This window comes from Brevibacillus fortis, from assembly GCF_046196545.1.
In the GTDB taxonomy this organism is placed as follows: Bacteria; Bacillota; Bacilli; order Brevibacillales; family Brevibacillaceae; genus Brevibacillus; species Brevibacillus fortis_A.
The window spans coordinates 3,109,073-3,126,498 of the sequence record NZ_CP176370.1; the positions used below are offsets into that span (position 1 = coordinate 3,109,073).

At 42.5% G+C, this 17,426-nt stretch carries 14 protein-coding genes and 3 pseudogenes; all 17 read left to right on the forward strand.

What is annotated here, in order from left to right:
• Positions 1 to 36 precede the first annotated feature (36 nt).
• A complete protein-coding gene (locus tag ACKKE8_RS15770; protein ID WP_409178965.1) occupies positions 37 to 2,289 on the forward strand; it encodes an ATP-binding cassette domain-containing protein in 2,253 nt (750 codons plus the stop codon).
• Between the two features lie 214 nt (positions 2,290 to 2,503).
• On the forward strand, positions 2,504 to 3,058 hold the full coding sequence (locus ACKKE8_RS15775) for a dihydrofolate reductase family protein (protein ID WP_409178966.1): 555 nt from the start codon (positions 2,504 to 2,506) through the stop codon (positions 3,056 to 3,058).
• 289 nt (positions 3,059 to 3,347) lie between these two features.
• On the forward strand, positions 3,348 to 4,580 hold the full coding sequence (pepT, locus tag ACKKE8_RS15780) for a peptidase T (protein WP_409178967.1): 1,233 nt from the start codon (positions 3,348 to 3,350) through the stop codon (positions 4,578 to 4,580).
• Positions 4,581 to 4,649: 69 nt separating this feature from the next.
• Positions 4,650 to 5,708, forward strand: a complete 1,059-nt coding sequence (locus tag ACKKE8_RS15785; RefSeq protein ID WP_409178968.1) for an NAD(P)/FAD-dependent oxidoreductase — start codon at positions 4,650 to 4,652, stop codon at positions 5,706 to 5,708.
• A gap of 7 nt (positions 5,709 to 5,715) precedes the next feature.
• Positions 5,716 to 5,832, forward strand: a pseudogene (locus ACKKE8_RS15790) (GrpB family protein); the annotation flags it as partial.
• 169 nt (positions 5,833 to 6,001) lie between these two features.
• A pseudogene (locus ACKKE8_RS15795) lies at positions 6,002 to 6,829 on the forward strand (agmatine/peptidylarginine deiminase).
• 136 nt (positions 6,830 to 6,965) lie between these two features.
• Positions 6,966 to 7,562, forward strand: coding sequence for a class I SAM-dependent methyltransferase (locus ACKKE8_RS15800; protein ID WP_409178969.1), 597 nt, complete (start codon positions 6,966 to 6,968; stop codon positions 7,560 to 7,562).
• Entirely contained in the window at positions 7,562 to 7,897 is a 336-nt protein-coding gene (locus tag ACKKE8_RS15805; protein ID WP_409179133.1) for a MerR family transcriptional regulator, read from the forward strand. Before ACKKE8_RS15800 ends, ACKKE8_RS15805 begins: the two co-directional genes overlap by 1 nt.
• A 26-nt stretch (positions 7,898 to 7,923) precedes the next feature.
• A complete protein-coding gene (locus ACKKE8_RS15810) occupies positions 7,924 to 8,676 on the forward strand; it encodes a GNAT family N-acetyltransferase (RefSeq protein ID WP_409178970.1) in 753 nt (250 codons plus the stop codon).
• Positions 8,677 to 8,989: 313 nt separating this feature from the next.
• Positions 8,990 to 11,173: a catalase/peroxidase HPI gene (gene katG, locus ACKKE8_RS15815; protein WP_409178971.1), complete on the forward strand. Its 2,184-nt coding sequence runs from the start codon at positions 8,990 to 8,992 to the stop codon at positions 11,171 to 11,173.
• A 367-nt stretch (positions 11,174 to 11,540) separates the two neighbouring features.
• On the forward strand, positions 11,541 to 12,335 hold the full coding sequence (locus ACKKE8_RS15820) for a hypothetical protein (protein WP_409178972.1): 795 nt from the start codon (positions 11,541 to 11,543) through the stop codon (positions 12,333 to 12,335).
• An 87-nt stretch (positions 12,336 to 12,422) separates the two neighbouring features.
• On the forward strand, positions 12,423 to 13,076 hold the full coding sequence (locus ACKKE8_RS15825) for a response regulator transcription factor (RefSeq protein ID WP_409178973.1): 654 nt from the start codon (positions 12,423 to 12,425) through the stop codon (positions 13,074 to 13,076).
• Positions 13,077 to 14,513, forward strand: coding sequence for a sensor histidine kinase (locus ACKKE8_RS15830; RefSeq protein WP_409178974.1), 1,437 nt, complete (start codon positions 13,077 to 13,079; stop codon positions 14,511 to 14,513).
• A 955-nt stretch (positions 14,514 to 15,468) separates the two neighbouring features.
• A complete protein-coding gene (locus ACKKE8_RS15835; protein ID WP_409178975.1) occupies positions 15,469 to 15,798 on the forward strand; it encodes an ArsR/SmtB family transcription factor in 330 nt (109 codons plus the stop codon).
• Positions 15,795 to 16,193, forward strand: a complete 399-nt coding sequence (locus tag ACKKE8_RS15840; protein ID WP_409178976.1) for an SRPBCC family protein — start codon at positions 15,795 to 15,797, stop codon at positions 16,191 to 16,193. The genes ACKKE8_RS15835 and ACKKE8_RS15840 overlap by 4 nt, the downstream gene beginning before the upstream one ends.
• A 179-nt stretch (positions 16,194 to 16,372) precedes the next feature.
• A pseudogene (locus ACKKE8_RS15845) lies at positions 16,373 to 16,762 on the forward strand (iron chaperone).
• Positions 16,763 to 16,812: 50 nt separating this feature from the next.
• Positions 16,813 to 17,424 (forward strand): DUF4304 domain-containing protein, encoded by a 612-nt coding sequence (locus ACKKE8_RS15850; RefSeq protein WP_409179134.1) that lies wholly within the window; start codon positions 16,813 to 16,815, stop codon positions 17,422 to 17,424.
• Positions 17,425 to 17,426 lie beyond the last annotated feature (2 nt).

A 17,426-nucleotide genomic window follows, 5' to 3' on the forward strand; every position in this document is an offset into this window, starting at 1 on the left:
TAAGTAGAAATGAATACTATCGGAAGGATGTTTGGCATGAGCGAATCTAATCAGGAGTTTATCGTAATCTCCGGTGCGAGGGAAAACAATCTCAAGAACGTATCCTTGCGCATTCCCAAGCGGAAGATTACAATCTTCACCGGTGTATCTGGCTCCGGCAAGTCATCGATTGTCTTCGATACGATCGCCGCAGAATCCACGCGTTTGCTGAATGAGAACTTCAGCATGTTCGTGCGCAATTTCCTGCCCCGCTATCCGCAGCCGGATACGGACGCGATCGAGAACCTGAGCATGGCGGTTATCGTGGACCAGAAGCGGCTGGGCGGCGGTTCCCATTCCACTATGGGGACAATTACCGATATTTCTCCCATTCTCCGCCTACTCTTCTCCCGGATAGGTCAGCCCAATGTTGGACAAGCGCATATGTTCTCCTTTAATGACCCCCAAGGCATGTGTCCCGAATGCAACGGGATCGGTCGCAGTCTGAGCGTCGACATGAGCAAGGCGCTGGACATGTCAAAGTCGTTGAATGAAGGAGCAATCATGCTGCCGGACTATAAGGTAGACGGCATGGAATGGAATATGCTCGTGCAGACGGGCTTCGATCCTGAAAAGAAGCTGAGCGATTATTCGGATGAGGAGCTTGAGCAGCTGTTGTACGCCAAGGCTAGGAAAGTAGAGATGCAATTCGCCGGGAAAGCCGTGAATATTACAGTAGAAGGCGTCATTGAGAAGTTCATCAACAAATACATCAAGCAGGATCTAAAGACGAAATCTGAGCGTACACAAAAAGCAGTTGCGCCGTTCATCATCGAAGGTTCTTGCTACAGCTGTCATGGTGCGAGACTCAATCAGGCCGCACTCAACTGCAAAATCAATGGCCACAACATTGCAGAGATGTCCTCCATGGAAGTCGGTCGGCTCATCCGCGTCATTCAGGAGATTGACGATTCGGTCGCCGCACCGATGGTCAAGTCGTTGACGGAACGGTTGCAGCATCTAGTGGATATCGGACTAGACTACTTGACGCTGGATCGTGAGACGGATACCTTGTCCGGCGGCGAGTCACAGCGTGTCAAGATGGTGAAGCATCTGAGCGGCAGTCTGGTTGATGTTACTTACATTTTTGATGAGCCCAGCGTTGGTTTACACCCCCGTGATGTACACCGGTTAAATGAATTGCTTCAGAAGCTGCGCGACAAGGGCAATACCGTCATTGTCGTCGAGCATGATCCCGATGTGATCAAGGTGGCAGATCATATCGTCGACGTCGGGCCTCACGCTGGCAGCCACGGGGGTACTATCGTGTATGAAGGAAACTTCCAAGGCCTGCTGGAATCAGGTACACTGACTGGCACCCATATGAATCGGCCGCTTCAATTGAAGCACGATTCCCGGCAGCCGTCCGGCAAGTTGTCTATCGAGGATGCCACACTGCACAACCTGCGGAACGTGAGTGTTGATATTCCAACCGGAGTGCTGACAGTAGTTACGGGTGTCGCCGGCTCAGGTAAGAGTACGTTGATTAACGATGTATTCCTCAGCAACCATCCGGATGCGATCGTCATCGACCAATCGGCGGTAGGCGTGTCAACGCGCTCGAATCCCGCGACCTATACAGGGATTATGGATGATGTGCGCAAGGCGTTTGCATCCGCGAACAAGGTCAACCAAGGCTTGTTCAGCTTCAATTCCAAGGGGGCTTGCGAGAACTGCCAAGGACTAGGTGTTGTGTATACAGACCTTGCATTCCTTGAAAGCGTGAAGCTGCCATGCGAAGTCTGCGGAGGTAGACGGTTCAAGGAAGAGGTACTTGCATACAAGCTAAACGGCAAGTCAATTGCAGAAGTGCTGGAAATGACTGTGGAGCAGGCATTGGAATTTTTTGAGCTAAAAGAGGTTGTGCGCAAGCTCCAGGCGATGAGTGATGTGGGGCTGAACTATATTACACTCGGCCAGCCACTCAGCACGCTCTCAGGAGGGGAATGCCAGCGTATCAAGCTGGCAAGCGAGCTGCATAAGAAGGGCAGCATCTACGTGATGGACGAGCCGACAACTGGCTTACATATGTCAGATATCGGTCACCTTCTCGAGATCATGAACCGCCTCGTGGATGCCGGCAATACGGTAATCGTTATCGAGCACAACCTTGATGTGATCAGCCAAGCGGATTGGATTATCGATATGGGACCAGACGGGGGCAGCAATGGCGGTCAGGTGGTCTTCGAGGGCACACCTCCGCAGATCATCCATGCGGAACAGTCGATCACGGGAAGATATTTGAAGTAATCCATCACATCACTATCGTTGCATGGAGAACGAGAATAAAATAGCCTCACGTCATAAAACAGCTCACTCAATGGTATCTATCGCCAATGAAGTGAGCTGTTTTTAAACATATGTCAGCTGAAAAATGATAAACCCTTCTATTACAAATAAGACACAAGGTGACATATTTAAAGGTCTAAAATAGGTGGTAGATCAACGAAAGGAGTAACTATTCATGAAACGAAGAATCATTTTAGATTTAGCCGTTACTTTAGATGGTTTCATTGAAGGGAAAAATGGGGAAGTTGATTGGTGCATAATGGACTCTGAAATGGGGTTTGTTCATTTCTTACATCAAATTGACACTATTTTATATGGAAGAAAAAGTTATGATTTATGGGGACAATTTTCGCCAGAAATGGAACATACGGATACGGAAAAAGAGATTTGGGGATTGGTTCATAGCAAAGAAAAATATGTGTTTTCCAAGACACAAAAAGGGACTGATAATAAAGCAATATTTATCAACGATAATATTCCTGAAGTAGTCAATCAATTAAAGAAGAAGCCTGGCAAAGACATCTGGCTATATGGTGGAGCAAGTCTTATTACAACTTTTATCAATTTAGAGCTTGTAGATGAATTTCGATTATCTGTTCACCCTGTTATTTTGGGGGAAGGAAAACCGTTGTTTATGGATATAAAACAGAGGTTGAATTTGAGCTTGGTGAATACACAAACGTTCTCCTCTGGCGTTGTACAACACATCTATCATTTGAATGGGAAATAATATACTGGATAGATATTTCAATCAAAACAGCGGTGAGCCTAAGACTGTATTTTCGGGTCTGGGTCGTCGCTGTTTTATTTTTCAGAGTCAGTCATATCGTCACTTCTGGTCGAGCAAGCTGGATGAGCTTGAGGAATTTCTTGACCATAAGGAAGAATAAACATGCGGAGACAGCACGTCAATATGGTGTAGTGATTGAAGAATCGACGGAGATCGTGGTAGAATTTGTCACGAGATTGCCTCTTTCTTGAATAGGTTTGACTATTTGTACTGGAGTTGAGATAAGTCCATGAAAACGGAAATGATGAATAGATTCATCTCTTACGCACAAGTTGATACACAATCCGATGAGAACAGCGAAACTTGCCCCTCTACACCAGGGCAGCTAGTGCTGGCCCAAATGCTCGTAGACGAGCTGAAAGCCATAGGTATGCAGGAAGTTACGATGGATGCGAACGGTTATGTAATGGCAACCCTACCGTCCAATACAGACAAAGAAGTTCCAACAATCGGTTTTCTTGCTCATATGGATACCGCCACCGATTTTACCGGCGCTGGCGTGAAGCCGCAAGTTATCGAAAATTATAACGGACAAGACATTGTTTTGAATGAAGCACTGAATATTGTCCTTTCGCCACACGAGTTTCCAGAGCTGGCTGGCTACAAAGGGCATACCTTAATTACGACAGACGGTACCACATTACTTGGCGCTGATGATAAAGCTGGTATTGCCGAAATCATGACCGCTATGGCTTATCTGATTCGACATCCAGAACGAAAACACGGGAAAGTGAGAGTAGCTTTCACCCCGGATGAAGAAATCGGCAGAGGTCCAGACAAGTTTGATGTGTCCGCCTTCGACGCAGTATATGCCTATACGATGGATGGCGGTGCTCTTGGCGGGATCGAGTACGAGAGCTTTAACGCTGCATCAGCCATCGTTACTTGTAAAGGGAAGAACGTTCACCCTGGCTCGGCCAAAGGTAAAATGGTCAACGCTGCTAAAATAGCCATGGAGCTGCATGGAAGGTTGCCAGCGGATGAAACTCCTGAGAAGACGGAAGGCTACGAAGGCTTCTATCATCTGTCTTCCATTCAAGGTGACGTCGAACAAACTCAGCTTCGTTATTTGATCCGGGATCACGATCGTAATCGGTTTCAGGAGAGAAAGTCCGAAATGGCTCGTATCGTAGAAGACTTACAGAAAAAATACGGAGAGAAGCGAATTGAGCTCGAAATCAAAGATGAATACTTCAACATGCGGGAAAAAATTGAGCCTGTAATGGAAGTAGTGGACATCGCTACACAAGCACTAGAAAACCTCGGAATCGTGCCGATTATTCAGCCGATACGCGGTGGTACAGATGGCTCCCAGCTATCCTACATGGGGTTGCCAACACCGAATATTTTCACTGGAGGAGAAAACTACCACGGGCGGTTCGAGTATGTCTCCGTTGACAACATGATGCACGCTGTAAACACCATCATCGAAATCGTTAAGCTGTATGAGCAAAGATCTTGATGGCGGGGTATCCTTATTAAAACTCATCTTTCTATCAAAAAGACTTGAGTTTCACAGGAGGGAGCGCTCATGATGAAGAATCAAAAAATTGTAGTGGTTGGTGCAGGTATTGTTGGTGCATCCATGGTCTATTATTTATCAATGCAGAATCAGAATGTCACTTTAATAGAGACGAATTCAACTGCTGCATGTGAAGCCACGAATAAGTCTTTCGCTTGGATTCATCCATCGGACCGGGTATTAGAAAATTTTCGACATTTGTATGATGCATCGATAGCCGAATATCATGAATTAGAAAAAGAGATACCTGAACTAGAAATAAAATGGGATGGAGCACTGACTTGGGGAGTCCCTACAGAGCTTGAGGAGTCTCGTAAACAACCATTAAAAAAGCAGCAAATCATAGAATTAGAACCGAATCTAAAGGAATATCCCGAGGAAGCTTATTATGCGCACGAAGAAGGCGCACTAGATCCAATTTTGACTGCAAAACTTTTCGTGAAAAAAGCAGAAGAAAATGGAGCGAACATACTGTTTGATACAGAAGTGATGCAAATAATCACAGAGGGCTCTAAGGTTATTGGGGTTAACACCTCCAATGGTTTTATAGAATCAGATGTTGTTGTATTAGCGACTGGGGTAGCTATACCCGAACTCTGTAAGCCATTAGGCTTCGATGTTCCTGTCGCTCCTTCGCCTTCTATACTCATCCGAATGAAATCGAAAGAAAAGTTGATCCACACCTTAGTTTCAAATTCTAAGTTTGAAGCGAGACAACTAACCGATGAGACGTTACTAGCAGCGGAAGATTATATCGATGAGTCTGAACAAAATGGACCCGAGGCAGTTGGAAAGCGGGCGTTTGAAATTCTACAGCACAATTTAAAAGGAGGAGAGAAGTTGGAGCTGGAAAGCATCAAGGTAGGCTTGAGACCCATGCCTGAAGATGGTTACCCCATTGTTGGATTTCATGACAAAATAAAGGGTCTTTATCTGACCGTTATGCATTCAGCTGTTACCCTAGCTCCCATTATTAGCCGCTTAGCTACGAATGAGATAATAAACAACGTACAAATGAAAGAATTAGAGAGCTGCCGACTAATCAGATTTTCATGTGAAGTAGATTAGGGGGTAAAGGCGATACTTCCGTAAGGGTGGAGACAATCGTACTCATCAAATTCATGCTTTCAAGTACGATCATATTCAAGAAATTGAAAGACACCTTTCGTTCCGAGATTACCTTCGCCACCATGAAGTGAAAACGATATAAATAGCAAAGGGCGGATGTCTAGTAGAGACGATTCGCCCTTTGTCATGATGATCCGGATGGACTCTTTTGTAGGTAATGCTGATCTGTCCTTGACCTTGACACATTGTGAAGGTTTAGAATGAGTTTTACTCGTAAGGAGGAGTGAAACTTGGTGGGAAGTAGAGATAACATTGCCTTTTTTATGCCGGCGGAATGGGAAAAGCATGAGGGAACGTGGCTCCAATGGCCCTATGATGGAACCAATAAAGGCGAAAGATACAGAGCGAAACTCGATGATATTTGGGTAACGATGGCCAAGGAGCTTCACTATGGTGAAAATGTCCATGTTGTTGTTTGTAATGAAAACGAAAGAAAGCATGTGCAAACAAAGTTGAATGAAGCAAAAGTGAATATGGGTAAAATTGATTTCTTGATACAGGTACTTTGTTGGCAGCAAAATCCTCCATCATGAATGAGAATCGAAATCCTGCGCTTCGTCAAGAAGAAATCGAAAGTGCGTTAACCAAGTATCTGGGTGTAACGAACTTTATCTGGATAACCGGTCTTTGTGGAGAGGATAACCACGATGAAGTAACAGACTTCCATATCGATGGGACAGCACGCTTCGTTAATGAAAAAACCATCCTCTATGAGTATGACCCTTTTGGTGAAAGTGAAGCTCGCCTTCTAGATGCTTACGAAAAACATTATCAGGAATTACGACATGCAAGAAATACGGATGGAAAGCCATTTCAACTCATACCAATGCCTGTTACAAGGAAAAGTAGTAAAAGAAGCTGGCTGTAGAGGGTCGTATTTAAATTTTTATATAGGAAACGAAGTGGTATTGGTTCCGATATATGGTGATGAACATGACGGGTTGGGACTGCGAATCCTGGAAGGGCAATTCCCGAGTAGAAGAATTGTCGGCATAGACGTAAGGAAGTTGTATGCGTACGGTGGCATGATTCACTGCGTAACGCAACAGCAACCAAAATAAAAAACACTCGGTCCGGCCTTTACAGGGGTAAATCGTCATGCTCTCGTTACCACGAGATATTGACAAATTCTCATCTTTGGAGATATTGTAGATATAATAAATCTACAATAGATTTTAATGACAGGAGGCGGATAGTATGAGGAATATTTGGAATGAACGCTTTCATTCGGAAGAATATTATTATGGAGAAGAACCTAACGTTTTTATTCAACAACAAGCTTTTCGGTTAGAACAAGGTCAAAAAGTGATCGCGTTTGCAGAGGGTGAAGGCCGGAATGCAGTTTTTCTAGCAAAAAGAAATCATGAAGTGACAGCCATTGACTATGCGGAGAGCGGATTGCAAAAAACGAAAAAACTGGCGCAGAAGCATTCGGTTGACGTACACACTCGAAAAATGGACCTCTTGCAAGAGGATGTGCCGAGCGAAGAATATGATGCCGCCATTATGGTATATGGACATTTTCATAAAAATGCTCAGACCATGGTTCTGAATAAAATGAAAAAGGCAATAAAGCCTAAAGGGATTCTCATGCTTGAGGTATTCTCAGAGGAACAATTAAAGTATGGTACGGGCGGCCCCAAGGAACTTGAAATGCTTTATGATCCAAAAGATATTCTTGCTTGGTGCAAAGGTCATGAAGTGATCCATTTCTTCTATGGGGAACAAGAGCGTGTGGCAGGAAAGGCGCACACAGGATTAGCCCATGTCATTCAACTTGTATTACGAAAATGATGGGGAATCTTATAGAGCAAAACGGGTACAGGTATTACAGCGATGAGGAAATGTATAAAATTTCGATGATCAAGCAATTCAGAAGATATGGATTCTCATTAGAAGAGATCAAGTCGGTCCTATCTAAAAATGACCTGCAACAGTCTACAACAGAACATCAGATTATGGTAGAGAAACAGATAACCATTCTGAATACATCACGGAAATATGTATTCCGATTGCAAGTCACTAGAGGTGGTGTAGATAGAAATCATGTTACGATTTGCGCTTTAGAGAAATGGAGTTTTGTTGTTGACCTTGACACTATGTCAAGGTATAGAATGTGTTTCACATAAGTCTAACGTATAAGGAAGTGAACATAATGACCAATCCAGTAAGAAGTGCACCTGTATTTTCACAAATGATCACTGACTTTTGGCGGGAGCAATTTTTGAACGGTGACGTCCTCTATAGCGATGAATCTTTTACTGTTGCTATAAACCCTGCACTTGACGAAGATAGTCGGGTCATGGTGCTGGAAACCTCCGACGGACGTGTTATGGCTGTCTTGACGCCTGCGCTGGCCGATAAGATAGGCCTCTCACAACAACAAACCTTGTCTGAGTCGATCTTTCGCCAGAAATTGAATGAAGCGGGCGTCACGCTGCATGGCGCAGATTATCTTTTTTATTTTTCAAAAGCCGATAAGAACGTATTGCTGCAAGAAAACCTCGAAGGTGACTTGCGCCGGTTAACCGAGCAAGATGAGGCGTTTTTCTCCGAATTCGTATCCTCCGCCTCGGAACAAGACTTGGATGACGCTTATGTGGAATTGGATCACTGGGCGGTGTTCGGCTCTTTTGAGCAAAATCGCCTGGTTAGCGCTGCCAGTATGTATCCATGGGAGGATGATGCGCAAATTGCGGATCTTGGCGTACTGACGCTGACGTCCTTTAGAGGAAAAGGTCACGCCCGCAAAGTGGTGCGTTCCATCTGCAAATACGCCTATGGTCAAGGATACGAACCGCAGTACCGATGTCAACTCGATAACCATGCGTCAACGGCCTTGGCGAAAGCAGCAGGACTCACACTGTTTGGAAAATGGGAAGTGATTTCTCCGGACTCTACTGACTGAGAATCTGATGATCAACATAAACAAGGATGCGAAGTTGAAACGATTACGCATAAAAAGCCCACAAATTCCGTTACGAGGAGAATTGTGGGTTTTTTGTGATGCAAAAGAGGCTAACAAACTGATGACAAAATCATAATCTACATGGTCCATGCATACGTTAGAAACAGCATAAAATCGGAAATGAAAGAGTTCATATATTTTATCGTGAAGATGAAAAGAGCAAAAAGATGTTGATTTCTCTTGTTAACTGCTATATAACTTAATTAGAAGTATTATTATTTAATACTTAATTTAAATGACGGGAGAGGGACAAATGGACTCTATGGCAACTGCTAACACTGGAAAGTGCCCGTTTTCGCACGGTAGCACTACGAACCACAACCCTAGTGCTACGTCGAATAAACACTGGTGGCCCAACCAGTTGAACTTGAACATCCTGCATCAGCATGACAAAAAATCTAACCCTATGGGCGAAGACTTCAATTATGCAGAAGAGTTCAAAAAGTTGGACTACCAGGCTCTAAAACAGGATCTTTATGATCTAATGACAAACAGCCAAGATTGGTGGCCTGCCGATTACGGACATTACGGGCCATTATTTATCCGTATGGCTTGGCACTCCGCTGGTACATATCGTACAGGAGACGGCCGTGGAGGTGCTGGAACCGGCACACAGCGTTTTGCTCCACTTAACAGCTGGCCAGACAATGCCAACCTTGATAAAGCTCGTCGATTGCTATGGCCGATCAAGCAAAAATATGGCAACAAGATCTCTTGGGCCGACTTGTACATTCTAGCAGGTAATGCTGCTATTGAATCCATGGGTGGGAAGACAAGCGGTTTTGGAGGCGGACGCGCGGACGTTTGGCATCCAGAAGAAGATATTTACTGGGGTGCTGAAAAGGAATGGCTAGGCGATAAGCGCTACACCGGCGATCGTGAGCTCGAGAATCCGCTTGCTGCTGTTCAGATGGGTCTGATTTATGTGAACCCCGAAGGTCCGAACGGGAATCCAGACCCGCTTGCAAGTGCTCGTGACATTCGCGAAACCTTCAAACGCATGGGAATGAACGATGAAGAAACCGTTGCACTCGTGGCAGGTGGCCATACATTTGGTAAGGCTCACGGCGCAGGAGATGCTGCTCTTGTAGGCCCAGAGCCAGAAGCCGCTCCCTTGGAAGCAATGGGCTTAGGATGGCAGAGCACACACGGTTCCGGTAAAGGTCGCGACGCCATCAGCAGCGGTATTGAAGGTGCCTGGACTGCGAATCCGACACAATGGGATAATGGTTTCTTTGAATTATTGTTCGGCTATGAATGGGAGCTGACCAAGAGCCCTGCAGGTGCACACCAATGGGTTGCTGTAAATCCTGCTGATGAGCATCTTGCACCAGATGCAGAAGATGCATCCGTTCGCGTTCCAACGATGATGACCACTGCGGATATGGCCTTGCGTATGGACCCAGCATACGAAAAGATTTCTCGTCGTTACTATGAGAATCCAGAGGAGTTTGCAGATGCATTTGCAAGTGCATGGTTCAAACTTACTCACCGCGACATGGGACCTCGCTCAAGATATCTAGGCCCAGAAGTTCCAGCAGAAGATTTTATCTGGCAAGATCCTGTACCCGCTGCTGATTATGAACTAACAGATGCCGATGTAGCAGAACTGAAAACACGAATCTTAGACTCGGGCCTTACCGTCAGCGAGCTGGTAACAACGGCTTGGGCTTCCGCTTGTACCTTCCGTGGCTCGGATATGCGTGGTGGCGCAAATGGTGCTCGCATCCGTCTTGCTCCGCAGAACGAGTGGGAAGTGAATGAGCCTAAAAAACTTGAAAAAGTGCTTACGATCCTGGGAGTCATTCAAGAGGACTTTGGTAAAAAAGTCAGCATGGCTGATTTGATTGTACTCGGCGGCAGTGCCGCAGTCGAAAAAGCTGCACAAGATGCTGGCTTTGATGTAGCCGTTCCTTTTGCTCCTGGACGTGGCGATGCAACACAAGAGCAGACAGATGAAGAAAGCTTTGCCGTGCTCGAGCCAATCGCTGATGGTTTCCGGAACTATCAGAAGAAGCAGTATCGTGTAAGTCCTGCAGAGCTCCTGGTAGACAAGGCACAACTACTAAACCTTACTGCTCCAGAAATGACTGCACTCGTTGGCGGGATGCGTGTTATTGGTACAAATCACGGTGGCACACAACACGGTGTATTCACGGATCGAGTAGGCACACTGACGAACGACTTCTTTGTTAACTTGCTAGACATGGGAGTAAAGTGGAAGCCTGTAGATGGAGGCGTATTTGAAGGACGTGATGGCAAAACAGGTGAAGTCTTGCGTACAGCAACTGCTGTTGATCTCGTGTTCGGTTCAAACTCTGTACTGCGTGCCATTGCGGAAGTATATGCGCAAGACGATAACAAAGAAAAGTTTGTACGTGACTTCATAGCTGCATGGGTGAAGGTAATGAATGCAGATCGTTTCGATCTCCACTAAAAGCGCAATCTGAAAATGATTGAAATTCGACTCACGCGCATGGAAACACTTATAATAGTAGCGAACCACCTGAAGCAAGCCTCCAGGTGGTTTTTTCAATCTTGCCTATTTTTTCAATTCGTTTCTGTTTTCTTTTCCTAAGCTTCTTTTCGGTTTATTATGCTACTGTAGCGATAGTGAGATTAAAGCAGCAGAAAAAACCACTATTCATCCAAAGACGGCTGCAAATGCAATATCTGTCTTTTCTTTATAGAATTTACAACTTAGAGACAACTGAAAGATACTTTTTACATATTACCGCTATATTCTATTAACTGTAACAAGGGTTTGCACAAACCAAAAACAAAAAATTTCAGGAGGCATTACGATGAACAAAAAAAATATTCTCGTTTTTTCAATGGCACTAACAATTGTAGGCGGTGCTACAGCAGCTGTATTTGCAAGCGAAAACGCGGTTAATTCTACTAAAAACAAGGTCGTAACAGTGTCAAGCAAAGCAGGAAATGGCACAAATCAAACCAACACAAATCTTGTAGTCAAAGCAGCAAATGGAAAGATTAGTGATGAAGAAGCGGTAAAAATGGCAACCAAAGCTCTAAAAGACTATATGGGGCTTGACGCGAAATCATTTGGTGAGGCGCGTGTTAATCGAACGAACGCGCAAGAAGAATTTAAGTTCTTTATGGATTTATATTCAAAAGAAGATGCAGCTGTATTAAAAGAAAACGCCAAAAAAGATACTGCAAATGTTATCGTGGTACAGTTTGTTCGTGCTGAAGACTTAAATCAGACAATGGCCGCTTCTAATCGCATTGTCATAAATGAAAAAACAGGGGAAATTGTTTCTTTAACTGCTTGGACTAATGAAAATTCAAGCTCTGAGACAACAATCGATGATGCTAAAGTTAAAACTGCGGTTATCAACTTTTTTGATCAACAACAGAAAAATGTTAACGAAAATACGATGAAGGTTAGTAAGACTGCTAGTTCCGGAACCATACGTGTTCTTTGCAATCTGGAAGATGGAAGGGATGTAGAGATGACAATTAGTCTGAAGAATTATTCAGTATCAAGTTATGATATTAATTATGATAGACTAATTACTCTACCTTCCGTAGAAAAAGACTACCGTGAGAATTTCAGAGAACTGAAAGCGAATTAAAAATTGTAGGACTGATAAGATGGAGTAAGTGCCCGAAATGGTACTTACTCCATCTAACCGTTGCAAAAGGAATGAGGTAAAAACAGAATGATAAAAATTTTAGTTGTTGAAGATGATATCGCAGTAGCAAATTTAATTAAATTGAATTTAAATACGGCAAATTATGAGAGTGTAATCGTTTTTAATGGAGAGGAAGCCCTGAGTGTAATTGAAAAAGATCATTTTGATCTAATACTTTTGGATGTTATGCTTCCAAAAGTTGATGGATTTACTTTATTCGAGAAAATTAAACCTTTAGGGATACCTGTCATTTTTTTAACTGCGAAAAGTTCAGTTGCAGATAAGGTGTATGGATTAAAAGCGGGAGTAGATGACTATATTACGAAACCCTTTGAAGGAATTGAATTGTTGGCCAGAATTGAAAATGTATTAAGGCATTACAATAAAAAAAGCAACATCATAAATTTTAAAGACACAGAAGTATACCTGCAAGAAATGAAGGTTAAAAAGAACGGTCAAATTATTGAGCTTACCTTGAAAGAGTACGAATTATTGGTGTTTTTAGTACAAAATAAAAACATCGTATTAACGAGGGAAAAAATCATAGAAAAAATTTGGGGATATGACTACATTGGCGAGACTCGGACGATAGACAACCATATACAAAAGCTAAGAAAAAAGCTGGAATGGAAAGATGAAATTAAAACAGTATTTAAGTTGGGATATAGGCTGGAGGAATAAATGAAATTTTGGCAGAGGATATTTTTATGTACATTAATCATATTTGAAATCTTTTTTGTACCAGCATCCATATACCTTATTAATAGCAGCTTTGAACTAAATCTCAATATGGAGATCCGTTCCGGGATAAGTGAACAGGATCGATTTGCTAACTCTTTAGAATCTAATTTATATCTACTTAAAGTTCAAAAATCTGCAAACCCGGATGCTGAAGGAGTTGGCAAACAAAACATAGATTCAATGATTCGTACTTACTTGGACAACCTCGGAGAACAGGATGTATATTTGGATGTAATAGATGAAGCTAATAAGGTTATTTTCAGTCATTTTAAAAACAACAAGATAACTCTTACTTATCGAGAAGAATTAAACATACCATCAGATAAAGTAAACTACATCATACGGGATTTAGGGAATAAGACTTACTTATTTATAGCTAAGAATATTTATTTGGAAAATAATCACTATAAGGTTTCTTACGTGAAAGATATTTCGAGTGTTTATGAAAATAGAAAAGACTTATTAAGCCTTTTAATAAAGTTAAATACTCTTATTTCAGCAATTTTGGTTATTGTTACCATAATTATGAGCATGTTTATAGTAAAACCGATTAATAAACTTATCAAATCTACAAGAATAATTGCAGGCGGGAATTTCAGTGAAAGAGTAAAGGTAAAATCGAATGATGAAATTGGGTTGTTAGCGGAAAATTTCAATTTGATGGCTGTTGATGTAGAAGATAAAGTAAACCAGCTTAAAAAAACTTCAGAAGACAAGCAAAGGTTTATCGATAACCTGGTACATGAACTAAGGACTCCGTTAACTTCAATCATAGGCTATGCGGATTTTTTAAGAACGAATAAATATGATGAAGAGACTTATATCAACTCATTAAGCTTTATTTATGAAGAAGGAAAGCGGCTAGAGAAACTGACATTTAAGCTTATGGAGCTCATTGTTTTGCGCAAAGAAGATTTTGAGTTGAAAAAGGGAAAACTTGAAGAACTTTTTGTGGAAATCAAAAATTCTTTTATTCCAAAGCTGAACATAAAGAATATTGATCTGGAAATATCGACGGAGCCTCTTAGTGTTTTAATGGATAAGGATTTGATGAAAATTTTACTTGCAAACCTGATAGACAATGCGATTAAAGCATCGAAGAACAACGATAAAATACTTTTATCTTCATACAGAGATACTGAGTCAAAAATGATTCTGGAAGTGAAAGATACAGGGATCGGCATTCCTGATGACGACATAACAAAAGTTTTTGAGCCATTCTTTATGTCCGACAAATCGAGATCGAGAGCGAATGGAGGAGGCCTCGGGCTCGGGCTTTCATTATGCAAGGAGATAGCTAAAATTCATGACGCTGAAATAAGAATAGAAAGTAAGCTGGGTGAAGGTACAACTATCCAATTGGTTTTTAACTATTAGATGAAGAAAGCTTTGCCGTGATCGTAAAACCGAAAGTAAGGAAGTATAATCTAAAAATGTAGAGAGGGCTTTCCCAAAAGTCATGAATAATGACTGCGGGACAGCCTTTTTATTTTCTGGGTCGAATAAGCATGCCATCCTCTCCATTCTTATTAAATTGTAAGAAAGAAGGTCAAAATCGTTAGACAAGAGTCATTCAATTACATGAAAGTCTCGTCTATAACCTTTCTTGTTGGTTATTGTCATCTTTGCAGGGATTGGATTCGGAGTAAAACGATTTGTAGAAGCAGCGCGTACCCTTCCATTGACAGTTTTCATATGAAGTTTAAAATGCTGTTGACACGACACTAAATGGTGTCATAAAATTAAAACGTCACCAAATGGTGTCCAATTAGCAGCTAATCATTTTGGGAAAGGGGGAGAAGATGTATTTTCTTTTCTATTTGAATAAGAGAAGGATTTAACCTGGAAAGCAGAAACCATTCACTTTGGCATCTGCTCCTACAGAGAATATTGTTAAAATAACAACACGTATCAGTGATGACCCAAGTGATTTTCGGTCGATTCTAAAACAGATAGAGGCAGAAGGGAACGGAGACGAGAAACAACGAAAACTACTCTATATGGATAGCAAAAAGTCATATATTTACAAAGACGAACTTGATGAAATTGCTAACAATACTTCAATAAGCGTAGCTTATCTTGATTCAAGGGATCACTTACATCAGGAAATGGATAAGTTTTACAACTATATAAAAACAATGGTAAATCCTTTATTGTAGGACCGAAGTCAATGGAAAGCTGAAATGCCAGTATAAGTTTACACAACACCAAATGGTGTCCTATAATCAATGAGACACGAATAGTCGTCCATTTAGGGGGCATCGCCTCGTAGGGGCTAGATCCGGAAACATTAACGACTGTCCCTTGGTAAAAATATTTAGGAGCGGGTGTTGTGAGCGAGAACAACCAGTTGCGGGATGTGTTCGCAGCTATTGCAGATCCAACTAGGCGTCAACTGATTCGTTTGTTAGCAGAGGCAGAGGAGTTACCGCTTCACGAGTTGACGTCACAGTTTCCAATGGGCCGTACAGCGGTATCCAAGCATTTGACGATTCTCAAAGAGGCCGGACTGGTACTTGATCGAAAAGTCGGCAGAGAAACGCGCTTTAGGCTCAACGCCTCTCCACTCAAAGAAATTCAAGATTGGGTGGCTTTCTACAGCAAGTATTGGAGTATGAATATGTTGCGCTTGAACCAACTATTAAAGGAGGAAGAAGAATGAGTTTAGCATTATCCTTGGATTTTCAGTACACGACATCGATTGAGAAGGCTTGGTCCGCACTGACCGATTCAAGCAAGTTAGCAAAGTGGATCGCGGAAAATGATTTTAAACCCGTCGTGGGGCATTGCTTTCAGTTTCGCCATCAGCCGTCCGAATATTGGGATGGGATCGTTGAAGGCGAAGTGCTTGTCGTGGAAGCACCACACCGATTGTCCTATTCTTGGGCTACCGGAGACGAGCGGCATACGGTCACCTGGACGCTGCAGGATTTAGGGGACGGAAAGGTTAATCTTCATCTCGAACAAACTGGATTCTCTAATGTTCACGGACTCGAAGGCGCCAAGTATGGCTGGAGTGCATGGTTCGGCAAGTTTGAAACGGTGTTGGAACAATAACCGCATTCGCTACGAAAACTAAACCCTGCTTGACCCGAATCAACATAAACCGGCCGCATGCTTGCAGCCGGTTTATATCTTCTTCTGACAATCAGTTCTGTGAGTAGTTACAACGACGAATCGGTTTGTGGAACTTCTCTGAATGACATAGTTATATAGTTATCTTAGGAGGGAACAACATGGAAGTTTTTGAAGAATATTTAGCGCGTATTGATAACCCGTAACATCGTGCCCGAACGGAAGAGGTTATGGGGTGGGTAACCAAGAAATTCCCTAATTTAATACCCAAAATTGCGTGGAATCAGCCTATGTTTACTGATCACGGTACATTTATTATTGGCTTTAGCGTAGCCAAACATCATTTGGCTGTTTCCCCAGAAAGGGTAGGGATTACTCGTTTTTCTGATGAAATTGTAGAGGCTGGCTATGATCACACGAAAGAGTTGGTACGTATCCGTTGGGATATTCCAGTTGATTTCTCATTACTTGAGAAAATGATCGAGTTTAATATCTTGGATAAGGCAGACTGTTCAACTTTTTGGCGGAAAAACGCCAGCAGAATGCTTTAACCAATACATATTTGAAACAAAAAATCTATCGTAAAGTTCTAGGAGGGATCATGTTGCAGCAGCACTTCAACGATATGATTAAACAGGACGTAAAGCCGTTCCTTTCCAAGCAAGGCTTCGCAAAGAAGAGTTTGAATTTTAACAAGAGTACTGAAAACCTCATCTACATGTTCAACTTCCAAAAATCTGCTGGTAATTTAGCGGACAATGTCATGTTTTATGTGAACTGCGGTATTTATGCAGCGGAGTTGGCACAAATACAATCGAGAGAGATTCTAACAGCACCTCAAGAAGCGGAGTGTCACTTCAGAGCAAGAATTGGGGAAATTGTTGAGTCTGTTCCAGATCGATTTTCAATCACTCCTGATACGAATATGGATGATGTAAGAAAAACACTGCTAAGTGGATTAGAAGAGGTTATTCATTTCTATGATACGATGACCAGTGCCAGATCCATTGTTGATTATTACACTTCAGGTCCATTTTTACATCTGAGCGAAGAGAGCTTTCATTTGCTCTTACAATCCAATGATGTAGTAGCGGCTAAACATTATTGGGAGGCTTTGCAGGAAACGTACGGAACAGAAAAGCGATGGAGCATATTCGAGAATAAATACAGGGCTATCTTCAATAAATACGGAGTAGAATTTGATAAGCGATAAGT

What these genes read in the sequence shown, in the direction of transcription:
- ACKKE8_RS15785 (WP_409178968.1), top strand. Translation starts at nt 4,650, where the DNA reads ATGATGAAGAATCAAAAAATTGTAGTGGTTGGTGCAGGTATTGTTGGT.
- ACKKE8_RS15850 (WP_409179134.1), top strand. Translation starts at nt 16,813, where the DNA reads ATGTTGCAGCAGCACTTCAACGATATGATTAAACAGGACGTAAAGCCG.
- ACKKE8_RS15805 (WP_409179133.1), top strand. Translation starts at nt 7,562, where the DNA reads ATGGGGAATCTTATAGAGCAAAACGGGTACAGGTATTACAGCGATGAG.
- katG (WP_409178971.1), top strand. Translation starts at nt 8,990, where the DNA reads ATGGACTCTATGGCAACTGCTAACACTGGAAAGTGCCCGTTTTCGCAC.
- ACKKE8_RS15830 (WP_409178974.1), top strand. Translation starts at nt 13,077, where the DNA reads ATGAAATTTTGGCAGAGGATATTTTTATGTACATTAATCATATTTGAA.
- ACKKE8_RS15825 (WP_409178973.1), top strand. Translation starts at nt 12,423, where the DNA reads ATGATAAAAATTTTAGTTGTTGAAGATGATATCGCAGTAGCAAATTTA.
- ACKKE8_RS15770 (WP_409178965.1), top strand. Translation starts at nt 37, where the DNA reads ATGAGCGAATCTAATCAGGAGTTTATCGTAATCTCCGGTGCGAGGGAA.
- ACKKE8_RS15775 (WP_409178966.1), top strand. Translation starts at nt 2,504, where the DNA reads ATGAAACGAAGAATCATTTTAGATTTAGCCGTTACTTTAGATGGTTTC.
- ACKKE8_RS15810 (WP_409178970.1), top strand. Translation starts at nt 7,924, where the DNA reads ATGACCAATCCAGTAAGAAGTGCACCTGTATTTTCACAAATGATCACT.
- ACKKE8_RS15820 (WP_409178972.1), top strand. Translation starts at nt 11,541, where the DNA reads ATGAACAAAAAAAATATTCTCGTTTTTTCAATGGCACTAACAATTGTA.
- pepT (WP_409178967.1), top strand. Translation starts at nt 3,348, where the DNA reads ATGAAAACGGAAATGATGAATAGATTCATCTCTTACGCACAAGTTGAT.
- ACKKE8_RS15800 (WP_409178969.1), top strand. Translation starts at nt 6,966, where the DNA reads ATGAGGAATATTTGGAATGAACGCTTTCATTCGGAAGAATATTATTAT.
- ACKKE8_RS15840 (WP_409178976.1), top strand. Translation starts at nt 15,795, where the DNA reads ATGAGTTTAGCATTATCCTTGGATTTTCAGTACACGACATCGATTGAG.